At 31.4% G+C, this 26,577-nt stretch carries 25 protein-coding genes and 1 tRNA gene; 5 read left to right on the top strand and 21 right to left on the bottom strand.

What is annotated here, in order from left to right; genetic code table 11:
- Nucleotides 1–8 precede the first annotated feature (8 nt).
- The 3 genes from KCTC32516_RS06210 to rnhB all read right to left on the bottom strand — a co-directional run bounded on the left by KCTC32516_RS06210 (nt 9) and on the right by rnhB (nt 2,407).
- Nucleotides 9–500, bottom strand: coding sequence for a hypothetical protein (locus KCTC32516_RS06210; protein WP_301399523.1), 492 nt, complete (start codon nt 498–500; stop codon nt 9–11).
- 86 nt (nt 501–586) lie between these two features.
- Complete coding sequence (locus KCTC32516_RS06205) at nt 587–1,636, bottom strand: nucleoid-associated protein (RefSeq protein WP_301399522.1); 1,050 nt, start codon at nt 1,634–1,636, stop codon at nt 587–589.
- A 171-nt stretch (nt 1,637–1,807) separates the two neighbouring features.
- Nucleotides 1,808–2,407: a ribonuclease HII gene (gene rnhB, locus KCTC32516_RS06200; RefSeq protein ID WP_301399521.1), complete on the bottom strand. Its 600-nt coding sequence runs from the start codon at nt 2,405–2,407 to the stop codon at nt 1,808–1,810.
- Nucleotides 2,408–2,590: 183 nt separating this feature from the next.
- On the opposite strand from rnhB, the gene KCTC32516_RS06195 reads away from it, so the two are divergent.
- On the top strand, nt 2,591–4,537 hold the full coding sequence (locus tag KCTC32516_RS06195; RefSeq protein ID WP_301399520.1) for a putative porin: 1,947 nt from the start codon (nt 2,591–2,593) through the stop codon (nt 4,535–4,537).
- A gap of 25 nt (nt 4,538–4,562) precedes the next feature.
- The gene (locus tag KCTC32516_RS06190; RefSeq protein ID WP_301399519.1) at nt 4,563–4,799 is read left to right on the top strand and encodes a hypothetical protein; all 237 of its coding nucleotides are present in this window, start codon (nt 4,563–4,565) and stop codon (nt 4,797–4,799) included.
- 1 nt (nt 4,800) lies between these two features.
- Here the strand turns inward: KCTC32516_RS06190 and KCTC32516_RS06185 are convergent, their stop codons facing one another.
- The 3 genes from KCTC32516_RS06185 to nhaC are packed head-to-tail and all read right to left on the bottom strand — an operon-like array spanning nt 4,801 to nt 6,745.
- Complete coding sequence (locus KCTC32516_RS06185; RefSeq protein WP_301399518.1) at nt 4,801–5,124, bottom strand: GNAT family N-acetyltransferase; 324 nt, start codon at nt 5,122–5,124, stop codon at nt 4,801–4,803.
- Nucleotides 5,105–5,260, bottom strand: coding sequence for a hypothetical protein (locus KCTC32516_RS06180; RefSeq protein WP_301399517.1), 156 nt, complete (start codon nt 5,258–5,260; stop codon nt 5,105–5,107). The genes KCTC32516_RS06185 and KCTC32516_RS06180 overlap by 20 nt, the downstream gene beginning before the upstream one ends.
- Nucleotides 5,261–6,745, bottom strand: coding sequence for a Na+/H+ antiporter NhaC (gene nhaC, locus KCTC32516_RS06175; RefSeq protein ID WP_301399516.1), 1,485 nt, complete (start codon nt 6,743–6,745; stop codon nt 5,261–5,263). It abuts the gene before it with no gap.
- 79 nt (nt 6,746–6,824) lie between these two features.
- Between nhaC and KCTC32516_RS06170 the strand changes: the two genes are divergently transcribed.
- Complete coding sequence (locus KCTC32516_RS06170) at nt 6,825–7,847, top strand: metal-dependent hydrolase (RefSeq protein ID WP_301399515.1); 1,023 nt, start codon at nt 6,825–6,827, stop codon at nt 7,845–7,847.
- Nucleotide 7,848: 1 nt separating this feature from the next.
- Here the strand turns inward: KCTC32516_RS06170 and KCTC32516_RS06165 are convergent, their stop codons facing one another.
- Nucleotides 7,849–9,048 carry an aminotransferase class I/II-fold pyridoxal phosphate-dependent enzyme gene (locus KCTC32516_RS06165; RefSeq protein ID WP_301399514.1) on the bottom strand — a complete coding sequence of 400 codons (1,200 nt, stop codon included), beginning with the start codon at nt 9,046–9,048 and terminating at the stop codon, nt 7,849–7,851.
- A gap of 154 nt (nt 9,049–9,202) precedes the next feature.
- On the opposite strand from KCTC32516_RS06165, the gene KCTC32516_RS06160 reads away from it, so the two are divergent.
- Nucleotides 9,203–9,661: an Lrp/AsnC family transcriptional regulator gene (locus KCTC32516_RS06160; protein WP_301399513.1), complete on the top strand. Its 459-nt coding sequence runs from the start codon at nt 9,203–9,205 to the stop codon at nt 9,659–9,661.
- A 58-nt stretch (nt 9,662–9,719) separates the two neighbouring features.
- On the opposite strand, the gene KCTC32516_RS06155 is transcribed toward KCTC32516_RS06160, so the two are convergent.
- The 7 genes from KCTC32516_RS06155 to KCTC32516_RS06125 all read right to left on the bottom strand — a co-directional run bounded on the left by KCTC32516_RS06155 (nt 9,720) and on the right by KCTC32516_RS06125 (nt 15,987).
- A complete protein-coding gene (locus KCTC32516_RS06155) occupies nt 9,720–10,352 on the bottom strand; it encodes a YceI family protein (RefSeq protein ID WP_301399512.1) in 633 nt (210 codons plus the stop codon).
- 107 nt (nt 10,353–10,459) lie between these two features.
- Nucleotides 10,460–10,912, bottom strand: a complete 453-nt coding sequence (dtd, locus tag KCTC32516_RS06150) for a D-aminoacyl-tRNA deacylase (RefSeq protein ID WP_301399511.1) — start codon at nt 10,910–10,912, stop codon at nt 10,460–10,462.
- Entirely contained in the window at nt 10,913–11,872 is a 960-nt protein-coding gene (rsgA, locus tag KCTC32516_RS06145; protein ID WP_301399510.1) for a ribosome small subunit-dependent GTPase A, read from the bottom strand. It lies immediately after the preceding gene.
- Nucleotides 11,873–11,968: 96 nt separating this feature from the next.
- Nucleotides 11,969–13,051, bottom strand: a complete 1,083-nt coding sequence (locus tag KCTC32516_RS06140; RefSeq protein ID WP_301399509.1) for a bifunctional 3-deoxy-7-phosphoheptulonate synthase/chorismate mutase type II — start codon at nt 13,049–13,051, stop codon at nt 11,969–11,971.
- Between the two features lie 20 nt (nt 13,052–13,071).
- On the bottom strand, nt 13,072–13,920 hold the full coding sequence (locus KCTC32516_RS06135; protein WP_301402710.1) for a prephenate dehydrogenase: 849 nt from the start codon (nt 13,918–13,920) through the stop codon (nt 13,072–13,074).
- 97 nt (nt 13,921–14,017) lie between these two features.
- The gene (locus tag KCTC32516_RS06130; RefSeq protein ID WP_301402709.1) at nt 14,018–15,163 is read right to left on the bottom strand and encodes a pyridoxal phosphate-dependent aminotransferase; all 1,146 of its coding nucleotides are present in this window, start codon (nt 15,161–15,163) and stop codon (nt 14,018–14,020) included.
- Nucleotides 15,160–15,987, bottom strand: a complete 828-nt coding sequence (locus KCTC32516_RS06125) for a prephenate dehydratase (RefSeq protein ID WP_301402708.1) — start codon at nt 15,985–15,987, stop codon at nt 15,160–15,162. Before KCTC32516_RS06125 ends, KCTC32516_RS06130 begins: the two co-directional genes overlap by 4 nt.
- Nucleotides 15,988–16,385: 398 nt before the next feature.
- Between KCTC32516_RS06125 and KCTC32516_RS06120 the strand changes: the two genes are divergently transcribed.
- Nucleotides 16,386–17,147 (top strand): NYN domain-containing protein, encoded by a 762-nt coding sequence (locus KCTC32516_RS06120; RefSeq protein WP_301402707.1) that lies wholly within the window; start codon nt 16,386–16,388, stop codon nt 17,145–17,147.
- 103 nt (nt 17,148–17,250) lie between these two features.
- Here the strand turns inward: KCTC32516_RS06120 and KCTC32516_RS06115 are convergent, their stop codons facing one another.
- The 7 genes from KCTC32516_RS06115 to metH all read right to left on the bottom strand — a co-directional run bounded on the left by KCTC32516_RS06115 (nt 17,251) and on the right by metH (nt 26,570).
- Nucleotides 17,251–18,540 (bottom strand): alkaline phosphatase family protein, encoded by a 1,290-nt coding sequence (locus tag KCTC32516_RS06115; RefSeq protein WP_301402706.1) that lies wholly within the window; start codon nt 18,538–18,540, stop codon nt 17,251–17,253.
- 231 nt (nt 18,541–18,771) lie between these two features.
- Nucleotides 18,772–18,845, bottom strand: a tRNA-Asp gene (locus KCTC32516_RS06110).
- 84 nt (nt 18,846–18,929) lie between these two features.
- Nucleotides 18,930–19,853, bottom strand: a complete 924-nt coding sequence (locus KCTC32516_RS06105) for a DUF58 domain-containing protein (RefSeq protein WP_301402705.1) — start codon at nt 19,851–19,853, stop codon at nt 18,930–18,932.
- Nucleotides 19,853–22,408, bottom strand: coding sequence for a M1 family metallopeptidase (locus KCTC32516_RS06100; protein WP_301402703.1), 2,556 nt, complete (start codon nt 22,406–22,408; stop codon nt 19,853–19,855). Before KCTC32516_RS06100 ends, KCTC32516_RS06105 begins: the two co-directional genes overlap by 1 nt.
- A 90-nt stretch (nt 22,409–22,498) precedes the next feature.
- Nucleotides 22,499–22,816: a thioredoxin gene (gene trxA, locus KCTC32516_RS06095; RefSeq protein WP_301402702.1), complete on the bottom strand. Its 318-nt coding sequence runs from the start codon at nt 22,814–22,816 to the stop codon at nt 22,499–22,501.
- A gap of 115 nt (nt 22,817–22,931) precedes the next feature.
- A complete protein-coding gene (metF, locus tag KCTC32516_RS06090; RefSeq protein ID WP_301402700.1) occupies nt 22,932–23,885 on the bottom strand; it encodes a methylenetetrahydrofolate reductase [NAD(P)H] in 954 nt (317 codons plus the stop codon).
- 9 nt (nt 23,886–23,894) lie between these two features.
- On the bottom strand, nt 23,895–26,570 hold the full coding sequence (gene metH / locus KCTC32516_RS06085) for a methionine synthase (protein WP_301402699.1): 2,676 nt from the start codon (nt 26,568–26,570) through the stop codon (nt 23,895–23,897).
- Between the last annotated feature and the right edge of the window lie 7 nt (nt 26,571–26,577).

Genomic DNA, 26,577 nt, shown 5'->3' with positions numbered 1-26,577 from the left:
TTTTCAAGCTACTTAGTAATAGCAAACGCTTTAAAAAAAGCCGCTGCAATTTCTTTTTTGTACTTGTCTTTTTTTGCAAACACCATCACTTGGTACAAGTAAAAGCCTTTAGAGAATACTTTGTATTCTACTGTCACATCATTATTCATCATTAGAGAAGCATACATTCCTTTTGTTTTATTTTCTTTAATATTTTTTTGTTGAACAATTGTTGCTTTAAGTGCCGTTTTAAAAGTTAAAACAGACGCTTTTAATAAATCAGAAACTTTTTTAGGTTTGTTTTGCTGCAAGCTACTTGAAACTGCAAAAAGCATTTCCTTACTTCTGTATGCAGCTCTATAAATAGTACTGCTATTCTCTTTTTTAACATCCTCTGTAACTTCTCCGTAAGAAACCATAGAGAATTTCCCTAGCTCTGAAGTATAGGTTTGTACTTTTTCTTGTGCTAGTATATGAAGTCCAAAAAACAGCAAAACACTTGTAATGAGTATTTTTTTCATCTCTGTCGTAAAAATTGATGTACGTAAATATACTATTTTTAAATGAAAAAAAACGAACTTAAATCTTACCCAAAAATAAGTTAGCGCTATTTTTCTTCGTTAAAATATACTTTGTAATATTTCATTTTTTTCTCTTCATCATACCCGCGTTCTAAATATTCTGAAGCCGCATCTGGCGCATCAACATCTAATTTTATTTCGATATTGGTGTCTAATTTAATGATGCTTTTTATCTTGCTTTTTTCTTTCTTTAACACCACATCAGAAACTTCAAAATTATTTCTGATTAACACATCATTCAGCGTTTCAAAATGTTTTTTATAATCGTCAAACATACCTTTTTGTTTGTCTTCCTCAAACAATTCTTCTTTAAAAGCATGGTAATCTACCGATTCGTTTTCCTTAAAATAATCTACGGTATTTGCCAAAAATTGACTTTGTTCTTGTTTGCCAAATTCGGGTTTTATCACTTCTTCAGAAAACTCTTTACACAATTCTAAATAGCTCTGTGTGTGTTGATTTCTGTCATCAGCATATTTTACTGACAAGAAATTTTTAATCCAATATTGCGCATCATATTGATTGTTGTCTACACTTAAAACAACGGTTCCTTCTGCATCTGTTGTATTTAAAATCAAACAACCTTTGTCTATTTTTTTGGTACTAATTCCTTGTTGAACAGCAACATCAAAACTATTGTCTTCTAAATAGGTTTGAAAAAAATCTGTTTTATTTTCGACTTTAAAAACTCCAATTGCTTCCGTTATAATATCTTGATATTCAATGCCTTCAACCAATGCGATAATGACATCGCCTTTTTTTATTTGAGCAGAATTTGATTGTTCGTATAAATGATTGACAATGTTTTTAGAATTTTCTATAAAAGAATTTTCATCCTTAAAAATGTTTGTTGCATAATTATTGATTTCGTTTAAACGAATATCTGCATGATGACTAAAACGAAAACTTTGCGACAAGTTTACAAACGGTTTTAATAAAAATGGAATCATTAATTGATAACTATCTTCATCAAATCGGATGACGTTTTCTGAAAAAACATTTTGTCCGCGATTGTATTTATTCGCTACTTTATGAATGATACATTTGGTAATTTCAGCACGTGTTCTTTTAATCATCTTGTAAAATTAGAGTGCTAAAATAGTTGAAGTTTTTATAAGTTGATAACAATTTTGATAAGATTTTTCGGTTTCGTTTCACTTCCCTCAAAATGACAAGTATACCTTCTCTAAACTAAAATAGAGTCGTCTTTTTTTTAGAAAAATATATTTACTTGACAAAAAAAACAATTACAACTTCAGTTTTAATTGCTCTGGAAGCAAACGAAATGTTTTTCTGTGATACGCTGTAATTCCAAATTCTCGAATCGCATTTCTGTGTTGTTTTGTTGGATATCCTTTGTTTTGTTTCCAATTGTACATCGGAAATTCTTGATGAATTTTCTCCATAAATTCATCTCTATACGTTTTTGCTAATACCGAAGCTGCGGCAATACTCAAATATTTTGCATCGCCTTTTACAATGGTTTCGTGCGGAACTTTTTTGTAGGTTTTAAATTTATTTCCATCAACAATAATAAATTCTGGCTGCGGATCTAATTGTTCAATGGAACGCTGCATACCAACAATTGAAGCTTGTAACACATTGATTGTATCCACTTCTTTTTCATCAACAAAAGAAACACCAAAAGCGATTGCTTTTTGTTCTATAATTGGTCTTAATTCTTTCCGCTGCTTTTCTGATAATTGCTTAGAATCATTTAAAAAAGGATGTTCAAAACTTACTGGTAAAATAACTGCAGCTGCCACAACCGGACCACACAAACAACCTCTTCCGGCTTCGTCTGTTCCCGCTTCTAAAATTTTTCCGCTGTAATTACTTTTTAGCATCGCTACAAAGAAAAGAATATAAAATCAATTTCTTTTCTTTTAGATTCCCATTTTCATGGGAATAACAATTTATCTGTTCTCATAAAAAATGAGAAACCTTTTTTTTCATTAACAGTTTTAGAGGGAATTATTCATCTTTATTTCCGTTTAAAAATTTTACATTTGCTGTATCAATCATTTTACATGAAAAAACGTTTTTTTAGTTTCTTAATCATCATGCTTTTTAGCTTGCAACTAATCCATTCCCAAATCATTTCTTCGGATGGAATAAACCAGGCAGATTCTACATTTATCAATAAAAAAAGAACGATTGTAAAATTAAACGGCAAAACAAAATATACTGATTATAAAATTATCTCTTTTAAAAAAGACACTACGTATATTGATACTACGCTCACAATTTTAAAAGAATACAAATATAATTTTTTACGAAAAGACAATTTTGAATTGCTTGCTTTTCATAATCAAGGACAAACTTTTAACAATTTAGGATACGATTTTACACATCAAAACTCATTTCCAATTATTGGAATGAACGCAAAACATTTTAATTATCTATCCAAAGAAGACATTAATTATTACAAAGTTCCGACGCCAACATCAGAAATTTTATACAGAACTGGCTTGCAACAAGGACAAGTTTTAGAAACCTTATTTACCTTAAATTTTTCTGAACGATTTAATGTCGGCATTCTTTACAAAGGTCTGCGTTCTTTAGGAAATTACAGAAACTCATTGGCTTCTCAAGGTAATTTTAGAACGGTGTTTAGTTATCAAACTAAAAACAATCGATACGCAATTAGAGGACATATTGCAAAACAAGATTTAATGAATCAAGAAAACGGCGGATTAACAGCAATCTCTTTAACTGCTTTTACAACTAATGACCCAAATTTTTCTGACAGAGGAAGATTGGATGTAAATTTAGAAGGTACAGAAACAACTTTAGAAGGAAACCGGTTTTATATTGAGCAAGATTATAAACTATTTTCATCAAAAGACAGCATCAAAAATAACTTTACCAATTTAAAATTCGGACACATATTTACACACGAAACTAAAAGCTATCAATTTACCGAAAAAGCAGTAAACACTACGTTTTTCGGGAATGCAAATATTGCTACTGGTTTTACAGACACCGTTGAAAATAAACTCATCAACAATCAATTCTTTTTAGAATTTAATTCGAAATATATTTTAGGAACGTTTAGAGTAAACACAGGTTTAACAAATTACAATTACGGATATAATGCCGTTTTAAATTCGACAATAAACACCATTACAAATCCTAAAATTAAAGGCTCTGCAATTTCTTTTGGAGGAAGCTGGAATGCGAAAATTAAAAATTTCCGATTAAATACGGATGTAAATCTTACACCTGGATCAGGACGTATTTCTGGTTCAAATTTTTATAGTGAAGCGATTTTCAAAAAAGATAGTGTAACGTCTTTTAAAGGAAGTATTTCTCTCAATTCTAAATCACCAAATTTTAATACAATCTTATATCAAAGTGCCTACGACGAGTACAATTGGCAAAATGATACTTTTAAAAATAGCAATACAAGAAACATTGCTTTTGAAATGCAATCTAAATGGATAAACTTAAATACAAGCATTACAAACATTGAAAACTATACCTATTTTGATGACACTTCTAAACCGCAACAATCTGGAGAAAATGTTACGTATTTAAAAGTGAAAGCAAATAATGAGTTCAAATTTGGAAAGTTCGCATTAAACAACACCCTTTTATTTCAGCAAGTAAGTAGCGGAAAAGATGTCTTTAGGGTTCCGAATTTTGTAACTAGAAACACCTTGTATTATTCCGGTTTTTTGTTTGAAGGAAAACCCTTATTCTTACAAACCGGAATTACATTTAAGTATTTCTCAAAATACAAAGCAAATGCTTTTAATCCATTGTTAAACGAATTTACAATTCAGAATTCCACCGAAATCGGTTATCCAACTTTTGATTTTTTTATCAATGCACAAGTTAGAAGAACTCGGATTTATTTAAAGGCAGAAAACCTAAGTTCCCTATTTTTAAAGAAGAATTATTTTTCTGCGCCCAACTATCCATATAGAGATTATGTAATCCGTTTTGGTTTGGTTTGGAACTGGTTTATCTAGTCACAAAGTAGAAAATACCCGAAAAATGAAACAAAAATTACGAGACAATTGGAAGCTCTTTTTAATCGCAAGTTTAACTTTAGGTTTAGCGCCATTTAATCCGCCACATATTTGGGGTAAAATTCAATGGATTTTAGGAGGAAGTGCTTTTTCCGGAGAACACGCAATGCAATTTCAAGATTATTTTGACGTGTTGTTACACGGTTTACCTTGGGTTCTTTTATTGATTTCTGGAATTTTACATCTTTTAAAGAAGAAATAATTCATCTCTTTTCTAGGAATTCTAGTTCCATTTCAGGTAAAAACCTATCAGGAACTGAACTTTCTTTTAGAGAGATTGTTTTAAATCCATACTTCTCATAAAAAGCTACCGCGTTTGGATCAGAAAGTACACTTAAAACTTTACAACTATTGGTTCTACAACTTTTAATAGCATGTTCTATTAATTGTCCTCCGATATTTTTTCCTATAAATGGTGGTTTTACAAATAGAAATTCTAACACACAACTTCTTGAATCTATTCTATTTAATAAATAAAAATCTTCAATTTCAGTATCGATTGTAAATTTACAACCACTCCCAATCATTAAAAGTTTCTGGAAGAATTGTTAAATCTGATCTCCAACTTTCTAATTGTGCTGAAGAATATCCCCAATACGCTTTTGATTCTAACGCAATTTGGGTTAGTGTTTCTGCATCAGAAGGAGCCGCTTTAACAATCATTTATTTTTTAACCAACTGTTTTATTTTGATTTTAAATGCAGCGAAAATTAAAGTCATAATAGGACTCAGCCAGTTAAAGATTGCGTAGAAAAAATATTCTGAAACACCAACACCTAAAACTCCAGATTGATACGCTCCACAAGTATTCCAAGGAACTAACACTGACGTTACGGTTCCAGAATCTTCTAGCGTTCTACTTAAATTTTCTGGTGCTAATCCAGCATCTTTATATGCTTTTGCATACATTTTACCCGGAACTACAATTGCTAAATATTGATCTGAAGCTGTAATATTTAATCCAATACACGTTGCTACTGTGCTTGCAAACAATCCAAAAACTGAATCAAAAAGCCCCAACATAAAACTGCTAATTCTTGCCAAAGCTCCAATGGCATCCATAACACCACCAAAAGTCATTGCACATAAAATCAACCAAATGGTTCCAAGCATTTTTGCCATTCCGCCAGCTGTAAATAAATCGGCTAATGCTTTATTTTCTGTTGCTACAGAAGTTTCTACTGTTATGGCTTTCATTACTCCTTTATAAGCAGAATTAAAATCTAATTCTTTCACTCCTGCAATTTGTGCAACAACTTCTGGTTGAAAAATCAACGCAAAAACGGCTGCAGCTAGAGTACCAATTAACAATGCAATTAACGGAGGCGTTTTCTTTACAATTAAAACAATTACTCCAACTGGAACTAAAAATAACCAAGGAGTAATATTAAATGCTTTATCTATATCAACTAACAACGAACTTGTATCTGCTTCTCCAGTTACATTTTGTGTAAACCCTAAAATTATAAATACAATTAATGTTATAATTATTGTAGGAACTGTCGTTAGCGCCATGTATCTAATATGTGTAAACAAATCTGTTCCTGCCATTGCGGGCGCTAGATTTGTGGTATCTGACATTGGCGACATTTTATCTCCAAAATAAGCTCCAGACAAGATTGCTCCGGCTGTCATTCCTAAAGAAATCCCCAAGGCATCTCCAATACCAATTAATGCAATACCAACCGTTGCTGAAGTGGTCCAAGAACTACCAGTGGCAATAGAAATTACTGCACAAATTATTAAACAAGCCGCTAAAAATATCGTTGGATTTAACACCTGCAATCCGTAATAAATCATTGCAGGAATAATTCCGCTGATCAACCAAGTTCCTGCCAAAGCACCAACTAATAATAAAATTAAAATTGCCCCAGCTGTAGATTTAATATTCTCAGCAACTTCTTCAATCATTCGTTCAAAAGAAACTTTATTTCTAAAACCAACAATTGCCGCTACTGCTGCACCCATCAATAAAATAAATTGATTAGATCCACTCAGTGCATCATCACCAAAAATATAAACATTATACGCTAACATTCCGATTAAAATTAGAACAGGAAATAGGGCTTCCCAAATATTTAACTCTTTGTTTTCAATTATTTTTTGGTCTTCAATCTTAATTTCAGAAATGTTTTTATCGTCTTGCATTGTATAAAATTTTTGTGTTGTAATGTTACGATTTTAGAAGAAGCTATGCAAATCAATTTCGTTTACTACATTTGCGTCTATGGATTCGTTAACTCAGATTGTTTTAGGTGCTGCTTGCGGCGAAATTGCACTCGGTAAAAAGATAGGAAATAAAGCATTATTATTTGGCGCAATAGGCGGAACAATCCCTGATTTGGATGTTTTTATTGGGAAGTTATTTTACTCTAACAGCATTGATATTATGACTTTTCACAGAGGATTTATGCATTCGCTTACCTTTGCTTTTGTAGGCGCTTTTATCTTCGGATTTGTTTTCTTCAAATTATATAATTCTGGAAAAAGAATAGATACCACTACCAAAAAAGATTGGACTCTATTGTTCTTTTTATCAATTTTTACACACCCAATTTTAGATTGTTTTACGCCTTACGGAACACAATTGTTTGCACCTTTTTCTGATTATAGAGTTGCATTTAACAATATTTCTGTTGTGGATCCTTTATATACACTTCCATTTTTGACTTGTATGATAGTAGTTTTATTCTTTAAAAGAACAAATACCAAACGCTTAAAATGGACAAAAGCGGGGATTTACATCAGTTCTGCATACATGCTTTTTACTATTGGAAATAAAATTTATATAGATGCTGTTTTTAAAAAATCTTTTAAAAAAGCAAACATTTCTTATCTCCGATATAGAACACAACCAACTATTCTAAATAATTTTCTTTGGTACGGAATTGCAGAAACCAATACCAATTATAAAATTGCATACTATTCGATTTTTGATACTAAAAATACAGCTGATACTTTTATTACCATTGCAAAAGATACAACAATTTTAAACCCAAAAAATGCTGATTTAAAAAGATTAGCTTGGTTTAGCGATCAGTATTATTTCATTGAAAGACAGAAAAATCCGACAAAAATTATTTACAACGATTTGCGTTATGTAATGCTTACAAAACAAGATTCTGTTAGAGCGGTGATGAATTTTGAAATCAAAAAAAATGGGTCTCGTTTAGAAACGAAACCCACCAATAATTTTAATCCTTCCGATGGTTTTTTTAGTACACTTTGGAATCGGATAAAAGGGATTTAATTTATAAAACTCCTACTTGTTTCATACAAGCATTCATTATTTTATAAGTTCTTTCAATATCATTATCTAAACCAATTGAAAAACGAATTAATCCATCTGTTAATCCCATTTCTTCTTGTTCGTCTTCTGGTATTTCTGATGAAGTTGAAGTTCCGGGGGCAGAGAAAAGTGTTTTATAAAAACCTAAACTTACCGCTAAGTAACCCAAGTTTTTTTCTTGCATTAACTCCATCAATGCATTTGCTTTTTCTAAAGAACCGGCATCAATTGTTAACATCCCTCCAAAACCATATTCTTCGTTCATCATCGATTTAAAAATGGCGTGAGATGGGTGCGATTTTAGTCCTGGATACACCGTTTTTAATCCTTCAACTTCAAATTTATCTGCTAAAAAAGCTGCATTTTTACTGTGTTGTTTCATTCTAATGTGCAAGGTTCTCATATTCTTTAAAATCGATGCAGAGCGCAAAGAATCCATCGAAGAACCCAACAACATACTTGCTCCGTCAATCACACTTTTTTGAGAATTTACAAATTCTTTTGTACCACAAACAACGCCGCCCATCGTATCCGAAGAACCGTTGATAAATTTTGTTAAACTATGAATTACAACATCTGCACCTAATTGAGCCGGAGAAATTGACAAAGGCGAAAACGTATTATCTACAACCAATTGTAAATTGTGTTTTTTCGATAAAGCAGATAGTGCTTTGATGTCTGCAACTTCCAGTAAAGGATTGCTTACAGATTCGCAATAAATCATTTTTGTGTTTTTAGTAATTGCTGCCTCAACAATAGCAATTTTTGTAATATCCACAAACGATGTTTGTATGCCCATTCTTGGCGTAAAATTCTTTAAAAAAGCGTACGTTCCTCCATAAATTGTTCTACTAGAAACAATGTGATCTCCGTTGCCACAAATCTGTAAAATAGTTGGTGTAATTGCACCCATTCCTGAACCTGCAACATTTGCGGTTTCTGTTCCTTCCATTGCAGCCAAAGCTTCGCCTAGATATAAGTTACTTGGCGTTGAATGACGAGAATATAAATAACAACCATCAGTATTTCCTTCAAACGTATCGAACATGGTTTTTGCCGATAAAAAGGTATAGGTTGATGAATCTGAAATAGATGGATTTACGCCTCCGAATTCTCCGAAATATTGTAAATCTTGAATGTTATTTGCTGGTTTAAATTTCATAATCTTGTGTTTTGTTTTACAAAGAAACAACATCACCGATTATTAATCAATTGATTTCATTATATATAGATTATTTTTCTATTTTTATGGTTTAAAATAAATTTAAAAACTACAATTTACATCATTTACAACATCAACTAGAAAAATTTTCGGAATGCAATTAGATACTATTGATAAAAAACTGATTCATCTTTTACAAAAAGACAGTAAACAGACCACAAAAAAACTTTCGTTACAATTAAATTTATCTGTAACAGCTGTTTATGAACGGGTTAAAAAATTGGAGAAAGAAAATGTAATTAAAAATTATGTGGCGATTATCAACAAAAACAAAGTTGAACGTTCATTCTTAGTTTTTTGTCACATTAAATTGATTCAACACACCAAAGAATATGTAAGCAATTTTGAATCGGAAATTTTAAAACTCCCAGAAGTTTCGGAATGTTTTCATGTCAGTGGCGATTACGATTACATTCTTAAAATTTATGTAAAAGACATGGAATCTTACAGAGATTTTATGATTACCAAACTAACAGCAATTAAGCATATTGGAAGTACACACAGTATTTTTACGATTGGAGAAGTAAAAAATACGACTGCAATTAACTTATAAATAAAAACCCAAAACTTTCGTTTTGGGTTTTAAAAAATTTATTTTTTTATAGAAACAACTATGCTTTTGTTTTAACAACAAAAGACATTTCTACTAAATCGTCTACAAATTTATCTTTTAAATTATCAAAGAAAGATTTTGAACCGTACTTTATATTAAAATCTGCTCTGTTGATATTAAAGTTTTCACTTTTAAAAACATATGCTCCATCAACCTCAGAAAGTGTTGCCGGAATTGTGATACTTTTAGTTACATCTTTAATATTTAAGTTTCCGGTTACAGCTAATTTATCGTCTTTCTTCTCAACGTTTGTAATTACAAATTTTGCTGTTGGATATGCTGCTACATCAAAGAAATCAACAGACTTTAAGTGTCCTTCAATTTTTCCTGCCCCTGCTTTACCTTTCATATCTAAATTTGTAATCGTACTCATGTCAACTACAAATTCTCCTGCAGTTATTACGCCGTTTTCGATTAAAATTCCACCACTTTTTAAAGCAACTGTTCCGTTGTGTTCTCCTGTTGGTTTTGCTCCTTTCCAGTTTAAAACTGATGCCGTTACATCTACGTTATTTAAGTCTGATGCACTTTTAATTACTGCTACCTCTTCTTTTACCTCTACCTTCTTATTCTCTTTACAAGAAACCAATACCGCAGAAAATGCGATTGCTAAAATTACTAGTTTTTTCATTTTTTAATTGTTTTATTTTTTATGAACGGCAAATGTAATCTTTTTAAATATATTTTCCATGGAAAATATATTTATTTTTCACTTAATTTTTTCTTAAAAAATTGAAATTAAATTTTGTTCTCGGTATCTATAATAATGGTTACTGGACCATCATTTAGCAATTCAACTTTCATGTCTGCTCCAAACTCACCTGTTTGCACTTTTTCACCAATTTCTACTTCAAATTGACGTACAAATTCTTCGTAAATCGGAATCGCAATTTCTGGTTTTGCAGCTTTTAAATAACTCGGTCTATTTCCTTTTTTGGTACTTGCTTGTAAAGTAAATTGACTCACAACAATTGCTTCTCCGTTAATTTCTAACAGAGATTTGTTCATCACACCATTTTTATCATTAAAAATTCTGAGGTTTGCAATTTTTTTTGACAACCAACTAATGTCTTCAGCTGAATCATTTTCTGCAACTCCCAACAATAATAAGATTCCGTTTTGGATTGTAGCTATCTTAATGTTGTTTACAGTTACACTAGCATGTTTAACTCTTTGAATTACAGCTTTCATTTAAATATCGTCTTCGTTTTCCCAAAAATCAGTTCTATAATTTTCCTCTTCTCCAGCAATAATTTGCAGGTAACTTTTATACCGAGAAAAAGAAATTTCTTCGTTTTCAACAGCTTCTTTTACAGCACATTTTGGTTCTTCTACGTGCAAACAATTGTTAAATTTACAATCGTTTTTAACTGCTAAAAACTCTGGAAAATAACTATCAACTTCTTCTTTCTCCATATCTACAACACCAAAGCCTTTAATTCCTGGTGTATCAATAATAGAGGCATTAAAACTTAAATCGAACATTTCCGCAAAAGTTGTTGTGTGTTGCCCCTGTTTATGTTGATTCGATATTTCCTTGGTTTTTAAATCTAAAGTTGGTTCAATGGCATTTACCAAGGTAGATTTTCCAACACCAGAATGACCGATAAACATGCTTGTTTTACCAAGCATCATTTCTTTTATTATAGCTACATTTTTATTTTCTGTAGCAGAAACTTCTACACACGTATAGCCAATTTTCTCATAAATATCTTTCAAATACATCACTTCTGCTCGTTGTTCTAATTCGTACGAATCAATTTTATTAAAAATCAAAATTGTTGGTACAGAATACGCTTCTGCAGTTACTAAAAACCGATCTATAAATGTTGTAAAAGTTGGTGGATTATCAATCGTAATTAATAGAAAAACCAAATCTACATTTGCAGCAATGATGTGTGTTTGTTTTGATAAATTTACCGATTTACGGATGATGTAATTTTTACGTTCGTGGATTTCATGAATTACGCCAGTTTCCGTATCATTTTTGGTTTCAATTTCAAAATCTACAACATCGCCAACAGCAATTGGATTAGTGCTTTTAATCCCTTGAATTCTAAACTTTCCTTTCATTCTACATTCGTAAAACGATCCATTTTCTGATTTAATCAGATACCAACTTCCTGTAGATTTATATACGATTCCTGTCATTATTACAAAGATGAGAATAAAAAAATGATTAAAAAAAAATAGCCGCAGATTCACTAATTATTCGTGATTTTGCGGCTAAATAGTTTATTTAAAAAATCACCCTTTAATAATTTTTTCTTGATGATTGATTGATTCTTGGTGAATTGCTTTAAACATTTTCAAGACAAACTCTTCACTTAAACCTTTACTTTCTCCTTCTAAAATCATATTCCCTAAAATTTCATTCCATCTTCTAGATTGTAAAACCGCTACGTTTTTCTCTTTTTTTAGTGCACCTATTTTATCAGCAACTTTCATTCTTTTTCCCATCATTTCAATTAACTGGGCATCAACAACATTAATCTGTGCACGCAAATTATTTAAGGATTCTCTATAATCAGATTCATTATCAGTAATCTTTCTAATTTTTAAATCTTCCATAATTTGCTTTAATTTTGTTGGTGTAACTTGCTGCGCAGCATCACTCCAAGCATTTTCTGGATCAAAATGAGTTTCAATCATTAAACCATCAAAATTTAAATCTAAAGCAGTTTGAGAAACATCAAAAATCATTTCTCTATTTCCTGTAATATGAGATGGATCACAAATTAATGGTAAATCTGGAAATCTGTTTTGAAACTCAATTGCCAATTGCCATTCTGGAATGTTTCTATATTTCGATTTTTCGTAGGTAGAAAACCCTCTATGAATGGCTCCTAAATTTTTAATTCCGGCGGTGTACAATCTTTCGATTCCGCCTAACCATAACGCCAAATCAGGATTTACAGGGTTTTTAACCAACACAATTTTTTCTGTTCCTTTTAAAGCGTCAGCAATTTCTTGCATAATAAAAGGAGAAACCGTAGAACGCGCACCAATCCACAACAAATCAACATCATATTCTAACGCCAACTTTACATGAGCTGCATTGGCAACTTCTGTACAGGTTTTCATTCCTGTTTCTGCTTTTACTTTTTGCAACCATTTTAATCCGATTGCTCCAACGCCTTCAAACATTCCTGGTCTTGTTCTTGGTTTCCAAATTCCGGCACGGAAATAATTTACATCAGAATCTTTTAATTCGTGTGCAATTTTTAAAACCTGCTCTTCGGTTTCTGCACTACAAGGCCCTGCTATTACTAGTGGATGCGCAAGCTTCATATCATCCAACCACGTTCTTAATTCTTTTGTGTTTTCCATTTTTCTATTTGTTTTGGCTTTTACTTTATGCCGTTTAATATTTGTTTGATATGATTTGTACTTTCCATTTCGTTGTAAATTTCGGTAAAATCGTTTTGTTCCATCAACGTTTTAAATTGCTGAAGGTTGTTAATATATTCATTTAATGTTTCGATCACATTTGTTTTATTTTGCTCAAAAATGGGCGTCCACATTGCTGGCGAACTTTTTGCCAAACGTACCGTTGATGCAAATCCAGAACCCGCCATGTCAAAAATATCGCGTTCGTTTTTCTCTTTATCGATCACTGTTTTTCCTAACATAAAAGCACTGATGTGCGATAAATGAGAGACATACGCGATGTGTTTATCGTGCGATTTCGGATCCATATAACGAATTCGCATTCCTAATTTTGCAAAAATTTCCAATGCTTTTTCTTGCAATTTAAAAGCGGTCTTTTCTACTTCGCAAATAATATTTGTTTTTTGATGGAACAATCCTAAATGTGCAGCAGTTGGACCAGAAAATTCTGTTCCAGCAATTGGATGCGTTGCTAAATAATTTCTTCTTTTAGGGTGATTTTCTAATACTTTACAAATCTGCTCTTTGGTTGAGCCAACATCCATCAGCAAACATTCATCATTGATTTTTTCTAATAGTTTCGGAATTACTTCTAACTGAACATCAACCGGAATGGAAACTATTACAAAATCTGCATTTTTAAGAGCATCAAAATTAGATTTTTCATCAATCACACCTAACTCTAATGCTTTGTCTAAATGACTTTCATTAGTGTCTATTCCGTAAATAATCGCATCTGGATATTTAGATTTTATATCCAACACTATGCTTCCACCAATCAATCCGATTCCTATTACAAATACGTTCATCTTTTTTGTTTCTCCTGCAAGGTTTCAAAAACCTTGTAGGTGTTATTTTGTCGTTTTATCTATACCTATAAGGTTTTTTTAAACCTTGCAGGAAATCTTACTCAAACCTACCAATTGCTACTTTAATAATTTCTTTTGACACACATAATGAAAACCGAATATACCCTTCTCCTTGACTTCCAAAAACAGTTCCTGGTGCAATAAAAATATCGTTGTTATATAAAATTTCATCCGTTATTTCTTCGGATGTTTTTCCTTTAGGAATTTTTGCCCAGACAAACAATCCTGTTGCATTTTTATCGTACGTGCACTGCAACTTATCTGCTAATTTCCAAACTAAATTTCTACGCTCTGTGTATTCTTTATTCTGGTTTTTAAACCAATCGTCAGACAAATGCAATGCTTCAATGGCGCCTTTTTGAATTCCGTAAAACATGCCAGAATCCATATTACTTTTTACTTTTAAAATCTGATTGATATAATTAGAATTTCCCAACACCATTCCAACTCTCCAGCCAGCCATATTAAACGTTTTACTCAACGAATTCAACTCTAATGCAATGTCTTTTGCACCATCAACTTGTAAAATACTGAGCGGTTTCTCATTTAAAATAAAACTGTACGGATTATCATTTACAATTAGTATTTGATGTTTTTTTCCGAATGCAATTAACTTTTCAAATGTTTCTTTTAGCGCTTTTGTTCCTGTTGGCATGTGCGGATAATTGATCCACATAATTTTTACTTTCGATAAATCTTGTTGTTCTAACTCATCAAAATTTGGTTGCCAATGATGACTTTCATCCAAATTATAAAAAACAGTTGCTGCTCCAACTAGTTTTGTAACCGAAGTATAGGTTGGATATCCTGGATTCGGAATTAATACTTTATCTCCTTCATTTAAAAAAGCCATCGAAATATGCATAATCCCTTCTTTACTTCCCATTAAAGGCAATATTTCATTTTTTGGATTTAAAGCAACTTTAAATTTATTTTTGTAAAATTTTGAAATTGCGCTTCGTAATTCTGGCAACCCTTGATAGCTCTGATATTTATGCGCAGAATCATCGTTAAAACTTTGCTGAATTGCATCAATTACTTTTGTTGGTGGTTGTAAATCTGGACTTCCAATTCCCATGTTGATAATTGGTTTTCCTGATACAGCCAATTCTCTAACCTCTTTTAATTTGGTTGAAAAGTAATATTCTTCAATATTCTCTACTCTTTTTGCTCCATCAATCATTTTCTTCCGTTTTTATATGCTCCTAATACCTTAAATTCTTCTGCCATTATTTCTATAATTGCAATTGCTTTTTCATACTCTTTAAATTCTTCAAAAGTTACATCAACAAAAAATGAGTATTTCCAAGGCGTTTCTATAACAGGCAAAGATTGAATTTTTGTCAAATTCATTTTACAATCGCTTAACACATTTAAAATTGCAGCCAAACTCCCTCTTTTATGATCTAACTGAAATTTTAATGACGCTTTATTTATGTGATCAATTCCGTTGTTTGACTTCTCTGTTTGGACAATTACAAACCGAGTAGCATTGTCTTTCATCGTTTGAATTTCATCTTCCAAAACTTCTAATCCAAAAATTTCAGCAGCCAATTTTGGCGCAATTGCTGCGACTCCTTTTAATTGATTTTTAGCAATTCTTTTAGCAACTTCTGCCGTATCAACATCTTCTACTAACTTAATATGTGGATATTTTTTAAAAAACACTTTGCATTGCAATAATGCCATTGGATGTGAACACACTTCTGTAATATCTTCAATTTTTTGACCAGGTAACGCCATTAAATGGTGATGAATATTTAAATATTCTTCTCCAATAATATGCAAATTATGAACATCTATTAATGCATAATTAGGAATGATAGAACCTGCAATGGTGTTTTCAATTGCCATAATTCCTTTTTGAGCAGTTTTATCTAGCAAGCTATCAACCAAAACATCAAAAGACAAACATTCTTTTAACGCAATGGTATCCCCATAAAAATCTCTAGCAACTTTATGATGATTTGAACCTTCGGCTCCTTGTATGGCGATTACATCCTTCATTTTAAGCATAAAAAAAAGCCTCGAATTTCGAGACTTTATAATATATTATTTTGTGTTAACAATATGGTACAAAGTCTCAACTCTTATAAAAAAAATAAAAGTAAAAATAGAAACCTTGCCAAGTATTTTGTAACATCATTGTTGTTTTTGTAGTACGAGACAAATCTAAAGATTAATTTTAGATATACAAATTATCTTGTATATATTATATAATAATTAATAAAAACACCCAAAAAATAAGACTGTTATTATAATATTCTCTGTAAACAATCTTTCATTTTCATAAATTACAAAAGAGTTTAAAAAAATCTAAGAATAAATTATGGTTAAATATTATTTTATTTGTTTTCTATAATAAAGCAAGTATCTTTATGTAAAAATTAAACCTCGTTAAATCTATGGACATAAAATTAGCAGTATTAATAGATGGAGACAATATACCATCTGCTTATGTAAAAGAAATGATGGAAGAAATAGCCAAATACGGCAATCCTACCATAAAACGTATTTATGGAGATTGGACCAAACCCCATTTGTCTAAATGGAAAAATATGCTACTAGAAAACGCGATCACACCAATTCAACAATACGGATATACAACAGGTAAAAACGCCACAGATTCTGCTATGATTATAGACGCTATGGACATTTTATATTCCGAAAAAGTAGATGGTTTTTGCTTAGTCTCTAGCGATAGTGATTTTACGCGTTTGGCCACTCGGTTGCGTGAAGCCGGCATGAAAGTGTATGGCTTAGGGGAAAAGAAAACACCAAATCCGTTTATTGTTGCATGCGATAAGTTTATTTATATTGAAATATTGAAACAAGAAGTTTCTGAAAATGAAGAAGAAACTACAGAAATAGAAAAAACTAGTAAAAACAAATATGATAAAATAACTCAAAAAGAAATTAAATTTATAGCATCTACTATAGAAGATGTTGCAGATGATGATGGTTGGGCTTTTTTAGGTGATGTTGGTAGTTTACTACAAAAAAAACAACCAAATTTCGATTCTAGAAATTATGGTTTTCAGAAATTAACTCCTTTAATTAAATCAATAAATGCATTTGAAATAGAAAGAAAAGATACGTCTAAAGGTAGGATGAAACTAATTTATGTAAAAATTAAAGAGGTAAAATCTAAAAGCAATAAGAAGTAAATTTCATTTTTTTACGGTGCACAATAAAGTTTTAATTAAAGAACGTTTGTCAAACTTTTCTTTGCTTTCAAAATAAATTACTTTATTGCTTATACTCCTATTATTAATTTTCTTTTAAAACGTTTTTTATAGAATCCAATCGCCCATCAACAGTTGCAGGAACTTCTAAACTCAATATTTTAGACATTAGAGGATATACGTGAATATTTTTTACAGATGGTATCTCATATCCTTTTTTAAATGCTGGTCCATTTGCGTAAAAAATGCCATGCATATCTTTAAAACTAGGTAAATAACCGTGAACTCCGAATACTTTATCTGGATATTTACTGATAGCAGCAATCTTTTTATCTCTAGCAAAATAATAACCTACATCTGGAACAACTTGAATAGTTCCCCAATCTTTATTTGTAGGTGTATATTCAAATCCTGGTGTATCGGCAGTTTTATAAACTTTAAAATGATTTTCTTTCTTTTTTAAATCCTGATAAATTGTCTCTTCATCGCTATCATCTTTCGGATAAATATATACAATTGCTCCATTATCAACCGTTAAATACCGAGTATCATCTTTTAATTGATCTACAGAAATATAATTTGATGCTTTTACCTCTGCCATTCCATGGTCAGAAACAATAATAATATTAACTGGCAATCCTGTTTTTTTTACCTTATCAAATAAGCTCCCTAAATTGACATCTAAAGCGAATAGTTTTTGCTTTAATTTTTCATCATTGTTTGGCCCGTTATCATGTCCTGCATCATCCATATCTGAAAAATACATGGTAATTAGATGTGGTCTTTTTTCAGCAGGTAGCTGTAACCAATCGATTGCTTGATTTACACGAGTTTCGTTTTTTACACCTCCGTCATAATCTTTGTAATAGGTTGGTTTTATTCCTTGAATGTTTGCTTCAGTTCCTACAAAAAAGTAGCTTGCTGTAACCATTTGTGCATTATTGGCTGCAATCCAAATCGGAGTACCTTTATAAAAACGACCCTCTTGAACCAATTTTCGATTACCAATAGAATACACTTCTTTTTTATCTGAACTGTAAAAAGAATTGCCTACAATTCCATTTTTATCAGGATACATTCCTGTAGCAATCGTATAGTGATTTGGAAATGTTTTTGATGGAAACGAAGGAATAATTGATGCTGCTTTTACTCCATTTGCTATAAAACTACTCAAATATAAAGGCTTAAAACGATCTACATAATCCCAACGAAATCCGTCGAGTGATATTAATATTAAATACGGTTTTTCTTGAGCCGCTTTAGAATTAATTACTGTAACTCCATTTACACTAATTACTTGTTTTGATTGACAAGAAAAAAATAATAAGCAGCTAATTGCTACAAGAAAACTATATTTAAAAATTCTTTTGATCATGTTTAGATATTTAAAAGCTCGTTTTTAGTAAACAGCAATTTGAGGTTAAAAATAATACTTTTAAGGAGAATTTGATCGTGTATGAAATATAAATTCTGTTAATCATAATTGTATTTCAAATAAAAATAATTATTAGATATCTTACAATTAAGATGTTAGGTTAAAAATATAGTGTGTATCTTTTCATTTTAATCACACAAAAAAAGCTTCTCAAAATTGAGAAGCTTTTTGCGGTCTGGACGGGACTCGAACCCGCGACCCCCTGCGTGACAGGCAGGTATTCTAACCAGCTGAACTACCAGACCGTTGCTATTAGCATACTTACCTTGCGATAAGCGAGTGCAAATATAAGTCGGATTTTAGTATTTGCAAAAGAAAAAGAAAAAAAATTACAAAAACTTTCTTCGGCTAATTAAGTAGCTTGTTAAAACGGTTTCCAAACCGTCATTGCTATTTACCGGAACATAATCTATTTGATATTGCAAGCATTTTGTTTTCAGCTCATTAAAATAATTTGTTACCGATTTTTGATACGCTTCTTTTATGTTTGATGAATAGATATTAAGCGCATCACCTGTTTCTACATCTACAAATTTTTTGGGTGAATTCTCGAAATCAAAATCCAATTCGTGTTGTTTATCATAGGTGTGAAACAAAACAACCTCATGTTTGTTGTATTTTAAATGACGTAAAGCGTCAAACAAAGCTTCTTTATCGGTAGTTGTTTGAAACATATCTGTAAACAGAAAAATTAACGAACGTCTGTGAATTTTCTCAGCAATTTCATGTAAAAATAGATAGGTTTCTGTGGTAGATTTCGGATCGGAATGCAATAATTGTTCTAATTGATGTAAAATTATTTTTCGATGGCGATCACTTCCTTTCTCTGGTGCGTAATATTCATAAGAATCAGAATAAATACTTAAACCAATTGCATCTCGTTGTCTTTTTAAAATTTCTGATAATGAAGCAGCTGCAACTGCAGCAAATCCTATTTTATTTAAGTGTCCAAAAGTTTGTTTTTTAACAACCGGATAATGCATTGATGCTGAATTATCAATAATAATATGGCACCGAAGATTGGTTTCTTCCTCGTACTTTTTAGTATATAATTTTTCTGTTTTCGCAAACAATTTCCAATCAATATGGCGCGTACTTTCTCCGTTGTTGTATAATTTATGTTCAGAAAATTCTACAGAAAATCCATGAAATGGACTTTTATGCATTCCTGTAATAAAACCTTCTACTACTTGTTTTGCAAGGATTTCGATGTTACCAAGAGCGTTCTGTTGTAATTGATTTTCTAAACTCATTATTTGATTTCTTGCGCTCTAAATAAATCATCAACCGTTTGTAACAATTTCATTTTTAAAATCGGATTATACTTTGGATGTTCTTTCAAAAAATCTTGAACAATTTCGAAAGCTTCTTTAGAACTATATCTTCCAACGGAGCTACTTAACCATCCTTTTGGGAAAAAAATATCTCCAGTTAACTGTACTTCTTCTAACTTTTCTAAAATAGGTTTTACATATTTTACAGCAGTTTTTTGTCTTAACGGATGATGAATATTGATTAATGCAGATTGCACCCAAGATTCTTTTTCTCTATTTTCTTTCTTTAAAAGTGACTCCATAAAACGGTCTCTTACTTGTTCATCGTCAGACAAAGAAGGTAATAACCACTTAAAACGTTCTAATCTATCTGGATTGCTAATTCTAGTTAATTGCTTTTCAAGAATTTCTTTTGATTTTGGGTGTTGGTAGATTACTAATTGAGTTGCTATCCCTACATAATCGTTTTCATTTAAAAAGAGGTTTTTTATGTTTTTCTTTTTGCTCCAAATAGCAAACAAAACTTCTTTCCCCTTTTTTGAAACTGCAATAGAACGATACAAACCGAATAAAGTTCTTTTCATATTTGCTGGAATATTAGATTCTAGAAATTTTAATACTTTATGCTCTAACATTTGCTGATTTCCTGCTCTTTGTTTATCAGTGAAGAATGTCCAATAAATAGTTGTAATTCTTCCTGAAAGATAATTAGAAATCAATTCGTTTTTCTCTATTAACAATCCATTTAAAAACGTTTTAAAGGTGGCATCAGCAGTTACTTTTTTGTTTAAAAAATTTTCATATAAATTAATATAGGCATAACCTCTCGCCAAATCGTCTTTTATGTTTTTGTACGAGTTCATTTTACTGGTTTGTATTGGAAAAACACCATAACCAAAACCATTATAATTATATATAATTTGTAAAGGTTTTTCTAAGCCAACTGCTTCTTTAAAATCAAATTCTTTATCAGAAATTGTAACATCCAGTATTTTAATTTCATTAGCATACACAAATCCAATTTTAAAGGATTGTGTCCATAATTTACCCGTACCATCTTCTGCTTTTTGATACATTTTAAAAGAAGTGATTTTTCCGTTTTCGTAATTTATTTCATCAGAAACAATTGGTCTTCCAGAATTATTTACCCAAACATCGCTCCATTCTTTAATGTTTTGTGGCGATTTTTTATCCAAAATAGTTACCAATTCATTCCAGTCTGCATTCGAGTTTGCATAGGTTTTTATGTATTCTTGAATTCCACTTTTAAAAGCGTCTTTCCCTAAAATGTTTTCTAACTGACGCATCATTATTGGTGCTTTGTTGTAAATAATTCTTCCATACAAAGAACCTGCATTTTTTAGATTTCCTAAATACTGTCTAATGGCATTTGTCCCTTGAGTTCTGTCTTCAGAATAAGCACTCGGATAATGCGTCATTGCAAATTGCAATCCGTGATTTACATCTGGAAAAACTGGATTCATTATTTTATCTGCCATAAAATTGGCAAACACTTCTTTCATCCAAACATCGTTAAACCATTTCATGGTTACCAAATCTCCAAACCACATGTGTGATGTTTCGTGCGCTATTAATTTAGCTCTTCCTAACTTTCTGTTTTGGGTTGCATTTTTATCTAAAAACAAACTAGATTCTCTATATTGAATGGCACCAACATGCTCCATTCCACCATATTGAAAAGGCGGAATTGCAGCAAAATCCATTTTTTGAAACGGGAATAGATATGCTGTATAATTTTCTAAATACTCTAATGCTTGTTGATGAATTTTAAATATTTGATTTACACTTTCATCAATTTTCTCTTGATTGTTTTCTCGATAAAAAAATCGCATATCAAAAGCTCCTGGGTTTTGAATTGCTTCCGTAAATTTACCTGCAACAAACGAAAATAAATAGGTGCTCATTTTATCTGATTCGATAAAACGATGTTCTGTAAAATCACCTTTCTGTAATTGCTCTTTTTCAAAAGCCCCAGATAATACTTTCCACTCTTTTGGAGCAACAATTGTAAGTGTATAGTTTGCCTTAATATCTGGTTGATCAAAACACGGAAACAAGGTACTGGCTCTGTCTGGAACTAATAATGTATATAAAAATTCCTCATTTCTATTTAATGATAATTCTCCTGCAATAAAATCAATTTCAATACTATTTTTACCTATTGATAGGTGCTTTTTTGAAATGATGATATGTTCATTTTCATGCACTATTTTAGTTTCTTTTCCGTTTACTTTAACACCTTTTATGTTCGATTTTTTCTCGTTAAAATCTAAAATTAAATTATGCTTTAAATCTAATAGTGTAACAGTAATTTTTAACTGACTCGGAATTGCTTCTGCTTTTGTTTTTGAAATTTCAAACTTTAGTTGATACTTAACATTTTGTAATTGTTGTTTTCTGTACTTGGCCAATTGCATAGAAATTCCTTTTTCTAAAAAGAGCTTAGGGGTAGGTTCTTCATCACAAGAAATAAAAAGAAAGAGAATCAAAAAAACAGAAATAATTGGTTTCATATAGAATAGGTTTAAGTTCTAAAAATAAAAAAAGGTTTGACCAACGCCAAACCTTTTCTTATATATTAAAATTGTTAAAACAATTTGTTTTTACATTGCTGCATCAATTTTACTTGTGTATACATTTTTAGGTGCAACACCAACTTGCTTGTCTACAACTTCACCATTTTTAAAGATCAAAACTGTAGGAATATTTCGCACTCCGTATTTTGCTGCAAATTCTTGATTGGCATCAACATCTACTTTACCAACAACAGCTTTTCCATCATATTCAGTATAAATTTCATCAACAATTGGCCCAACCATTCTACATGGTCCACACCAAGCTGCCCAAAAATCAACCAAAACTGGTTTGTCAGATTTTAATACTACTTCTTCAAAGTTTGCATCTGTAATTTCTAATGCCATATTATTTATTTTTAAGTGGTTTATTCTTTTTTACTTTACAAAAGTAATCAAATATTTTTCTTTTACATTTATAAAAAAATTACTTTTTACAATAGAACTATCAACATAATTTATTTTAAAAAACTGCCTTAGCAATAGCTTTAATGTTTGATGATTTCCCCATAGAATAATAATGTAAAACAGGTACACCTGCTTGCAACAATTCTTTAGATTGTTGAATAGCCCACTCAATTCCTGCTTGTCTTGCCTCTTTATTATCTTTACAATTATCAATCGAATTTATTAAATCTTCTGGCAAATCAATTCTAAAAACCTGGGGTAATAATTGTAAATGTCGTTTTACGGCAATTGGTTTTATACCCGGAATTATTGGAACGTTGATACCAATTTCTTTTGCAGCTTCAACAAAGTTAAAATACTTTTGATTGTCAAAAAACATTTGAGTAACTACATAATCTGCTCCTGCATCCACTTTTTCTTTTAATCGTTTTAAATCTGATTGCATTGAAGGCGCTTCTAAATGTTTCTCAGGATAACCGGCAACACCAATACAAAAATCTGACTTATCTTCTACCTCTGCCATGTCATGTAAATACTTTCCTTTATTTAAATTTTGAATTTGATTCACTAAATCTTTAGCAAATAAATGTCCGCCTGTGGTAGCTTCAAAATATTTTTGATGACTCATTGCATCTCCACGCAACGCCATTACATTATCAATTCCTAAATAATGACAATCTACCAATAAATATTCTGTTTCTTCTTTTGTAAATCCTCCACATAAAACATGCGGAACAGTATCTACATCATATTTATGTTTTATTGCAGCACAAATCCCCAATGTTCCAGGCCTCATTCTTGTCGTTTTTCGATCAAACAAGCCTTCTTTATTGACATATATTTGCTCTTCTCTTGAAGTTGTTACATCAATAAAGGGAGGTTTAAACTCCATTAAAGGATCTATATTATTATATAATTCTTTAATATTTCTCCCTTTTTGTGGTGGTACTATTTCAAAAGAAAATAATGTTTTTCCGTTTGTTTTTTTTATGTGCTCTGTTACTTTCATAGACGTATATTAATTATCTGCAATTGTTGCATGCAACCATTTTCTAGCTTTCTCTTTTGTAATTCCTTTTCTGTTTGCGTAATCTTCTACTTGAGAATTTGTGATTTTTCCAACACCAAAATACTTCGCTTCAGAATTTCCAAAATAATAACCAGAAACTGCTGCTGCTGGCCACATCGCCATACTTTCGGTAAGCTGAATTCCTATTTTATTTTCGACATCTAATAAATCCCAAATCGTTTCTTTTTCTAAATGATCTGGACACGCAGGGTAGCCAGGAGCTGGACGAACTCCTTTATAACTTTCTTTGATTAAATCGTCATTTGTTAAATCCTCATTAGCTGCGTAACCCCAATGTTTGGTTCTAACTTGTTTGTGTAAATATTCTGCCAGAGCTTCTGCAAATCGATCAGCAATTGCTTGCGCCATAATTGCATTATAATCATCTTCTTTTGCTCTGTAACTTTCTGCTAATTCTTGTGCTCCAAAAACACCAACACTAAATGCACCCATATAATCTTGTTTGTTTGATTCTTTCGGGGCTATAAAATCTGCCAAAGCATGATTTGGAATTCCTTCACGTTTTTTTAATTGTTGACGTAAGGTTCTAAAAATGGCGATTTCTTTTCCTTTCTTTTGGATGGAAATATCATCGTCTTTTATAGAGTTTGCTTCAAACAAACCAAAGATAGCTTTGGGTTTCAGCAATTGTTTTGCAATAATTTCTTGTATCATTTGTTGTGCTTCTTCATACATTATTGAAGCTTGTTCACCCACAACTTTATCTGTTAAAATATCCGGAAATTTACCATGTAAATCCCAACTTCTAAAAAATGGACTCCAATCTATAAATGGCACCAATTCTTTTAAACTTAATTGTTTTAAAGTTTGAATCCCTAGTTCGTTTGGCTTTTTAATTTCTGATGTATTCCAATCAATTTTATATTTTCTTTTTCTAGCTTCATCAATAGAAATGTATGATTTTTCTTTACCACGTTTTAAAAATTTAGTTCTGAATTCATCATAATCATTTTTCATTTTGGTGACATATTCTTTTGATGATTTTCTATTCAATAAATCACCCACAACAGTTACCGCTCTCGATGCGTCATTTACATGAACCACCGCATTTTTGTATTGCGTATCAATCTTTACAGCTGTGTGTGCCTTAGATGTTGTTGCTCCTCCAATAAGCAACGGTAATTCAAAATTTTGACGTTGCATTTCTTTTGCTAAATACACCATTTCATCAAGTGACGGTGTAATTAATCCAGACAAACCAATGGCATCAACTCGTTCTTTGATTGCCATTTCAATAATTTTTTCTGGCGGAACCATCACCCCTAAATCAATAATTTCATAATTGTTACACGCTAATACAACACTTACAATATTTTTACCAATATCATGCACATCGCCTTTTACAGTTGCCATTAATATTTTTCCTACTGGTTCTTGTTTATCTCCTTTTTCTGCTTCAATAAACGGATTTAAATAACCAACTGCTTTTTTCATAACTCGAGCAGATTTTACCACTTGTGGCAAAAACATTTTTCCTGCCCCAAACAAATCCCCAACCACATTCATCCCTATCATTAAATGCCCTTCGATCACTTCAATTGGCTTTTCAGCTTCTTGCCTTGCCTGCTCAATATCCTCAATAATAAACGCATCAATACCTTTTACTAAAGCATGCGTAATTCTGTCTTGTAACGGATTTTCTCTCCAAGATAAATCCAATCCTTTTTCAACTTTTGATCCTTTAACGGTTTCAGCAAAATCTAACAAACGTTCTGTAGCATCTTCTCTTCGGTCTAAAATAACATCTTCTACTCGTTCTAATAAATCCTTTGGAATATCATCATATACTTCTAACAAAGCTGGATTTACAATCCCCATGTTCATTCCTGCTTGAATGGCATGATATAAAAACACAGAGTGCATTGCTTCTCTTACACCATCATTTCCTCTAAATGAAAAAGACACATTGCTTACACCTCCACTTACACTTACATTTGATAAATTTTGGCGAACCCAACGTGTTGCTTCTATAAAATCTAGTGCATTTTTACGATGCTCATCCATTCCTGTTGCCACTGGAAAAATATTTAAATCGAAAATAATATCTTCGGATGCAAAACCTACTTTATTCACCAAAACATTATAAGACCGTTTTGCTATTTCTATGCGTCGTTCGTAATTATCAGCTTGTCCTTCTTCATCAAAAGCCATTACAATTACAGCAGCTCCGTAACGCTTAATTTGTTTTGCTTCCCAAATAAACTTCTCTTCTCCTTCTTTTAAAGAAATAGAATTTACAACACATTTTCCTTGTACAACTTGCAATCCAGCTTCTATAATTTCCCATTTAGAGCTATCAATCATAATTGGAACACGGCAAATATCTGGTTCTGCTGCAATCAGGTTTAAGAAACGAATCATTGCTTCTTTTCCATCAATCAAACCGTCATCAAAATTAATATCGATAATTTGCGCTCCGCCATCTACTTGATGACGAGCAATATCTAATGCCTCATCAAATTGTTCATTTTTCACCAATCGTAAAAACTTACGAGAACCCGCAACATTTGTACGCTCTCCTACATTAATAAAATTGCTGTTTTCGTTTAAAACCAAAGGCTCTAAACCAGATAACTTCATGTATTTTGTTTGTTTTACCTTCATAATCTTT

The organism is Polaribacter huanghezhanensis (assembly GCF_030444335.1).
In the GTDB taxonomy this organism is placed as follows: Bacteria; Bacteroidota; Bacteroidia; order Flavobacteriales; family Flavobacteriaceae; genus Polaribacter; species Polaribacter huanghezhanensis.
This window is presented reverse-complemented; position numbering and strand designations above follow the sequence as displayed.

Bases quoted from the DNA above. Each gene is read 5' to 3' on its own strand.
- KCTC32516_RS06185 (WP_301399518.1), bottom strand. From the start codon at position 5,124: ATGATTGGGAGTGGTTGTAAATTTACAATCGATACTGAAATTGAAGAT.
- KCTC32516_RS06135 (WP_301402710.1), bottom strand. From the start codon at position 13,920: ATGAACGTATTTGTAATAGGAATCGGATTGATTGGTGGAAGCATAGTG.
- KCTC32516_RS06160 (WP_301399513.1), top strand. From the start codon at position 9,203: ATGCAATTAGATACTATTGATAAAAAACTGATTCATCTTTTACAAAAA.
- dtd (WP_301399511.1), bottom strand. From the start codon at position 10,912: ATGAAAGCTGTAATTCAAAGAGTTAAACATGCTAGTGTAACTGTAAAC.
- KCTC32516_RS06140 (WP_301399509.1), bottom strand. From the start codon at position 13,051: ATGGAAAACACAAAAGAATTAAGAACGTGGTTGGATGATATGAAGCTT.
- nhaC (WP_301399516.1), bottom strand. From the start codon at position 6,745: ATGCAAGACGATAAAAACATTTCTGAAATTAAGATTGAAGACCAAAAA.
- rnhB (WP_301399521.1), bottom strand. From the start codon at position 2,407: ATGCTAAAAAGTAATTACAGCGGAAAAATTTTAGAAGCGGGAACAGAC.
- KCTC32516_RS06130 (WP_301402709.1), bottom strand. From the start codon at position 15,163: ATGATTGATGGAGCAAAAAGAGTAGAGAATATTGAAGAATATTACTTT.
- KCTC32516_RS06180 (WP_301399517.1), bottom strand. From the start codon at position 5,260: ATGATTGTTAAAGCGGCTCCTTCTGATGCAGAAACACTAACCCAAATT.
- KCTC32516_RS06120 (WP_301402707.1), top strand. From the start codon at position 16,386: ATGGACATAAAATTAGCAGTATTAATAGATGGAGACAATATACCATCT.
- KCTC32516_RS06170 (WP_301399515.1), top strand. From the start codon at position 6,825: ATGGATTCGTTAACTCAGATTGTTTTAGGTGCTGCTTGCGGCGAAATT.
- trxA (WP_301402702.1), bottom strand. From the start codon at position 22,816: ATGGCATTAGAAATTACAGATGCAAACTTTGAAGAAGTAGTATTAAAA.
- KCTC32516_RS06190 (WP_301399519.1), top strand. From the start codon at position 4,563: ATGAAACAAAAATTACGAGACAATTGGAAGCTCTTTTTAATCGCAAGT.
- KCTC32516_RS06105 (WP_301402705.1), bottom strand. From the start codon at position 19,853: ATGAGTTTAGAAAATCAATTACAACAGAACGCTCTTGGTAACATCGAA.
- KCTC32516_RS06205 (WP_301399522.1), bottom strand. From the start codon at position 1,636: ATGATTAAAAGAACACGTGCTGAAATTACCAAATGTATCATTCATAAA.
- KCTC32516_RS06195 (WP_301399520.1), top strand. From the start codon at position 2,591: ATGAAAAAACGTTTTTTTAGTTTCTTAATCATCATGCTTTTTAGCTTG.
- KCTC32516_RS06125 (WP_301402708.1), bottom strand. From the start codon at position 15,987: ATGAAGGATGTAATCGCCATACAAGGAGCCGAAGGTTCAAATCATCAT.
- KCTC32516_RS06115 (WP_301402706.1), bottom strand. From the start codon at position 18,540: ATGATCAAAAGAATTTTTAAATATAGTTTTCTTGTAGCAATTAGCTGC.
- KCTC32516_RS06165 (WP_301399514.1), bottom strand. From the start codon at position 9,048: ATGAAATTTAAACCAGCAAATAACATTCAAGATTTACAATATTTCGGA.
- KCTC32516_RS06210 (WP_301399523.1), bottom strand. From the start codon at position 500: ATGAAAAAAATACTCATTACAAGTGTTTTGCTGTTTTTTGGACTTCAT.
- metF (WP_301402700.1), bottom strand. From the start codon at position 23,885: ATGAAAGTAACAGAGCACATAAAAAAAACAAACGGAAAAACATTATTT.
- KCTC32516_RS06155 (WP_301399512.1), bottom strand. From the start codon at position 10,352: ATGAAAAAACTAGTAATTTTAGCAATCGCATTTTCTGCGGTATTGGTT.
- metH (WP_301402699.1), bottom strand. From the start codon at position 26,570: ATGAAGGTAAAACAAACAAAATACATGAAGTTATCTGGTTTAGAGCCT.
- KCTC32516_RS06100 (WP_301402703.1), bottom strand. From the start codon at position 22,408: ATGAAACCAATTATTTCTGTTTTTTTGATTCTCTTTCTTTTTATTTCT.
- rsgA (WP_301399510.1), bottom strand. From the start codon at position 11,872: ATGACAGGAATCGTATATAAATCTACAGGAAGTTGGTATCTGATTAAA.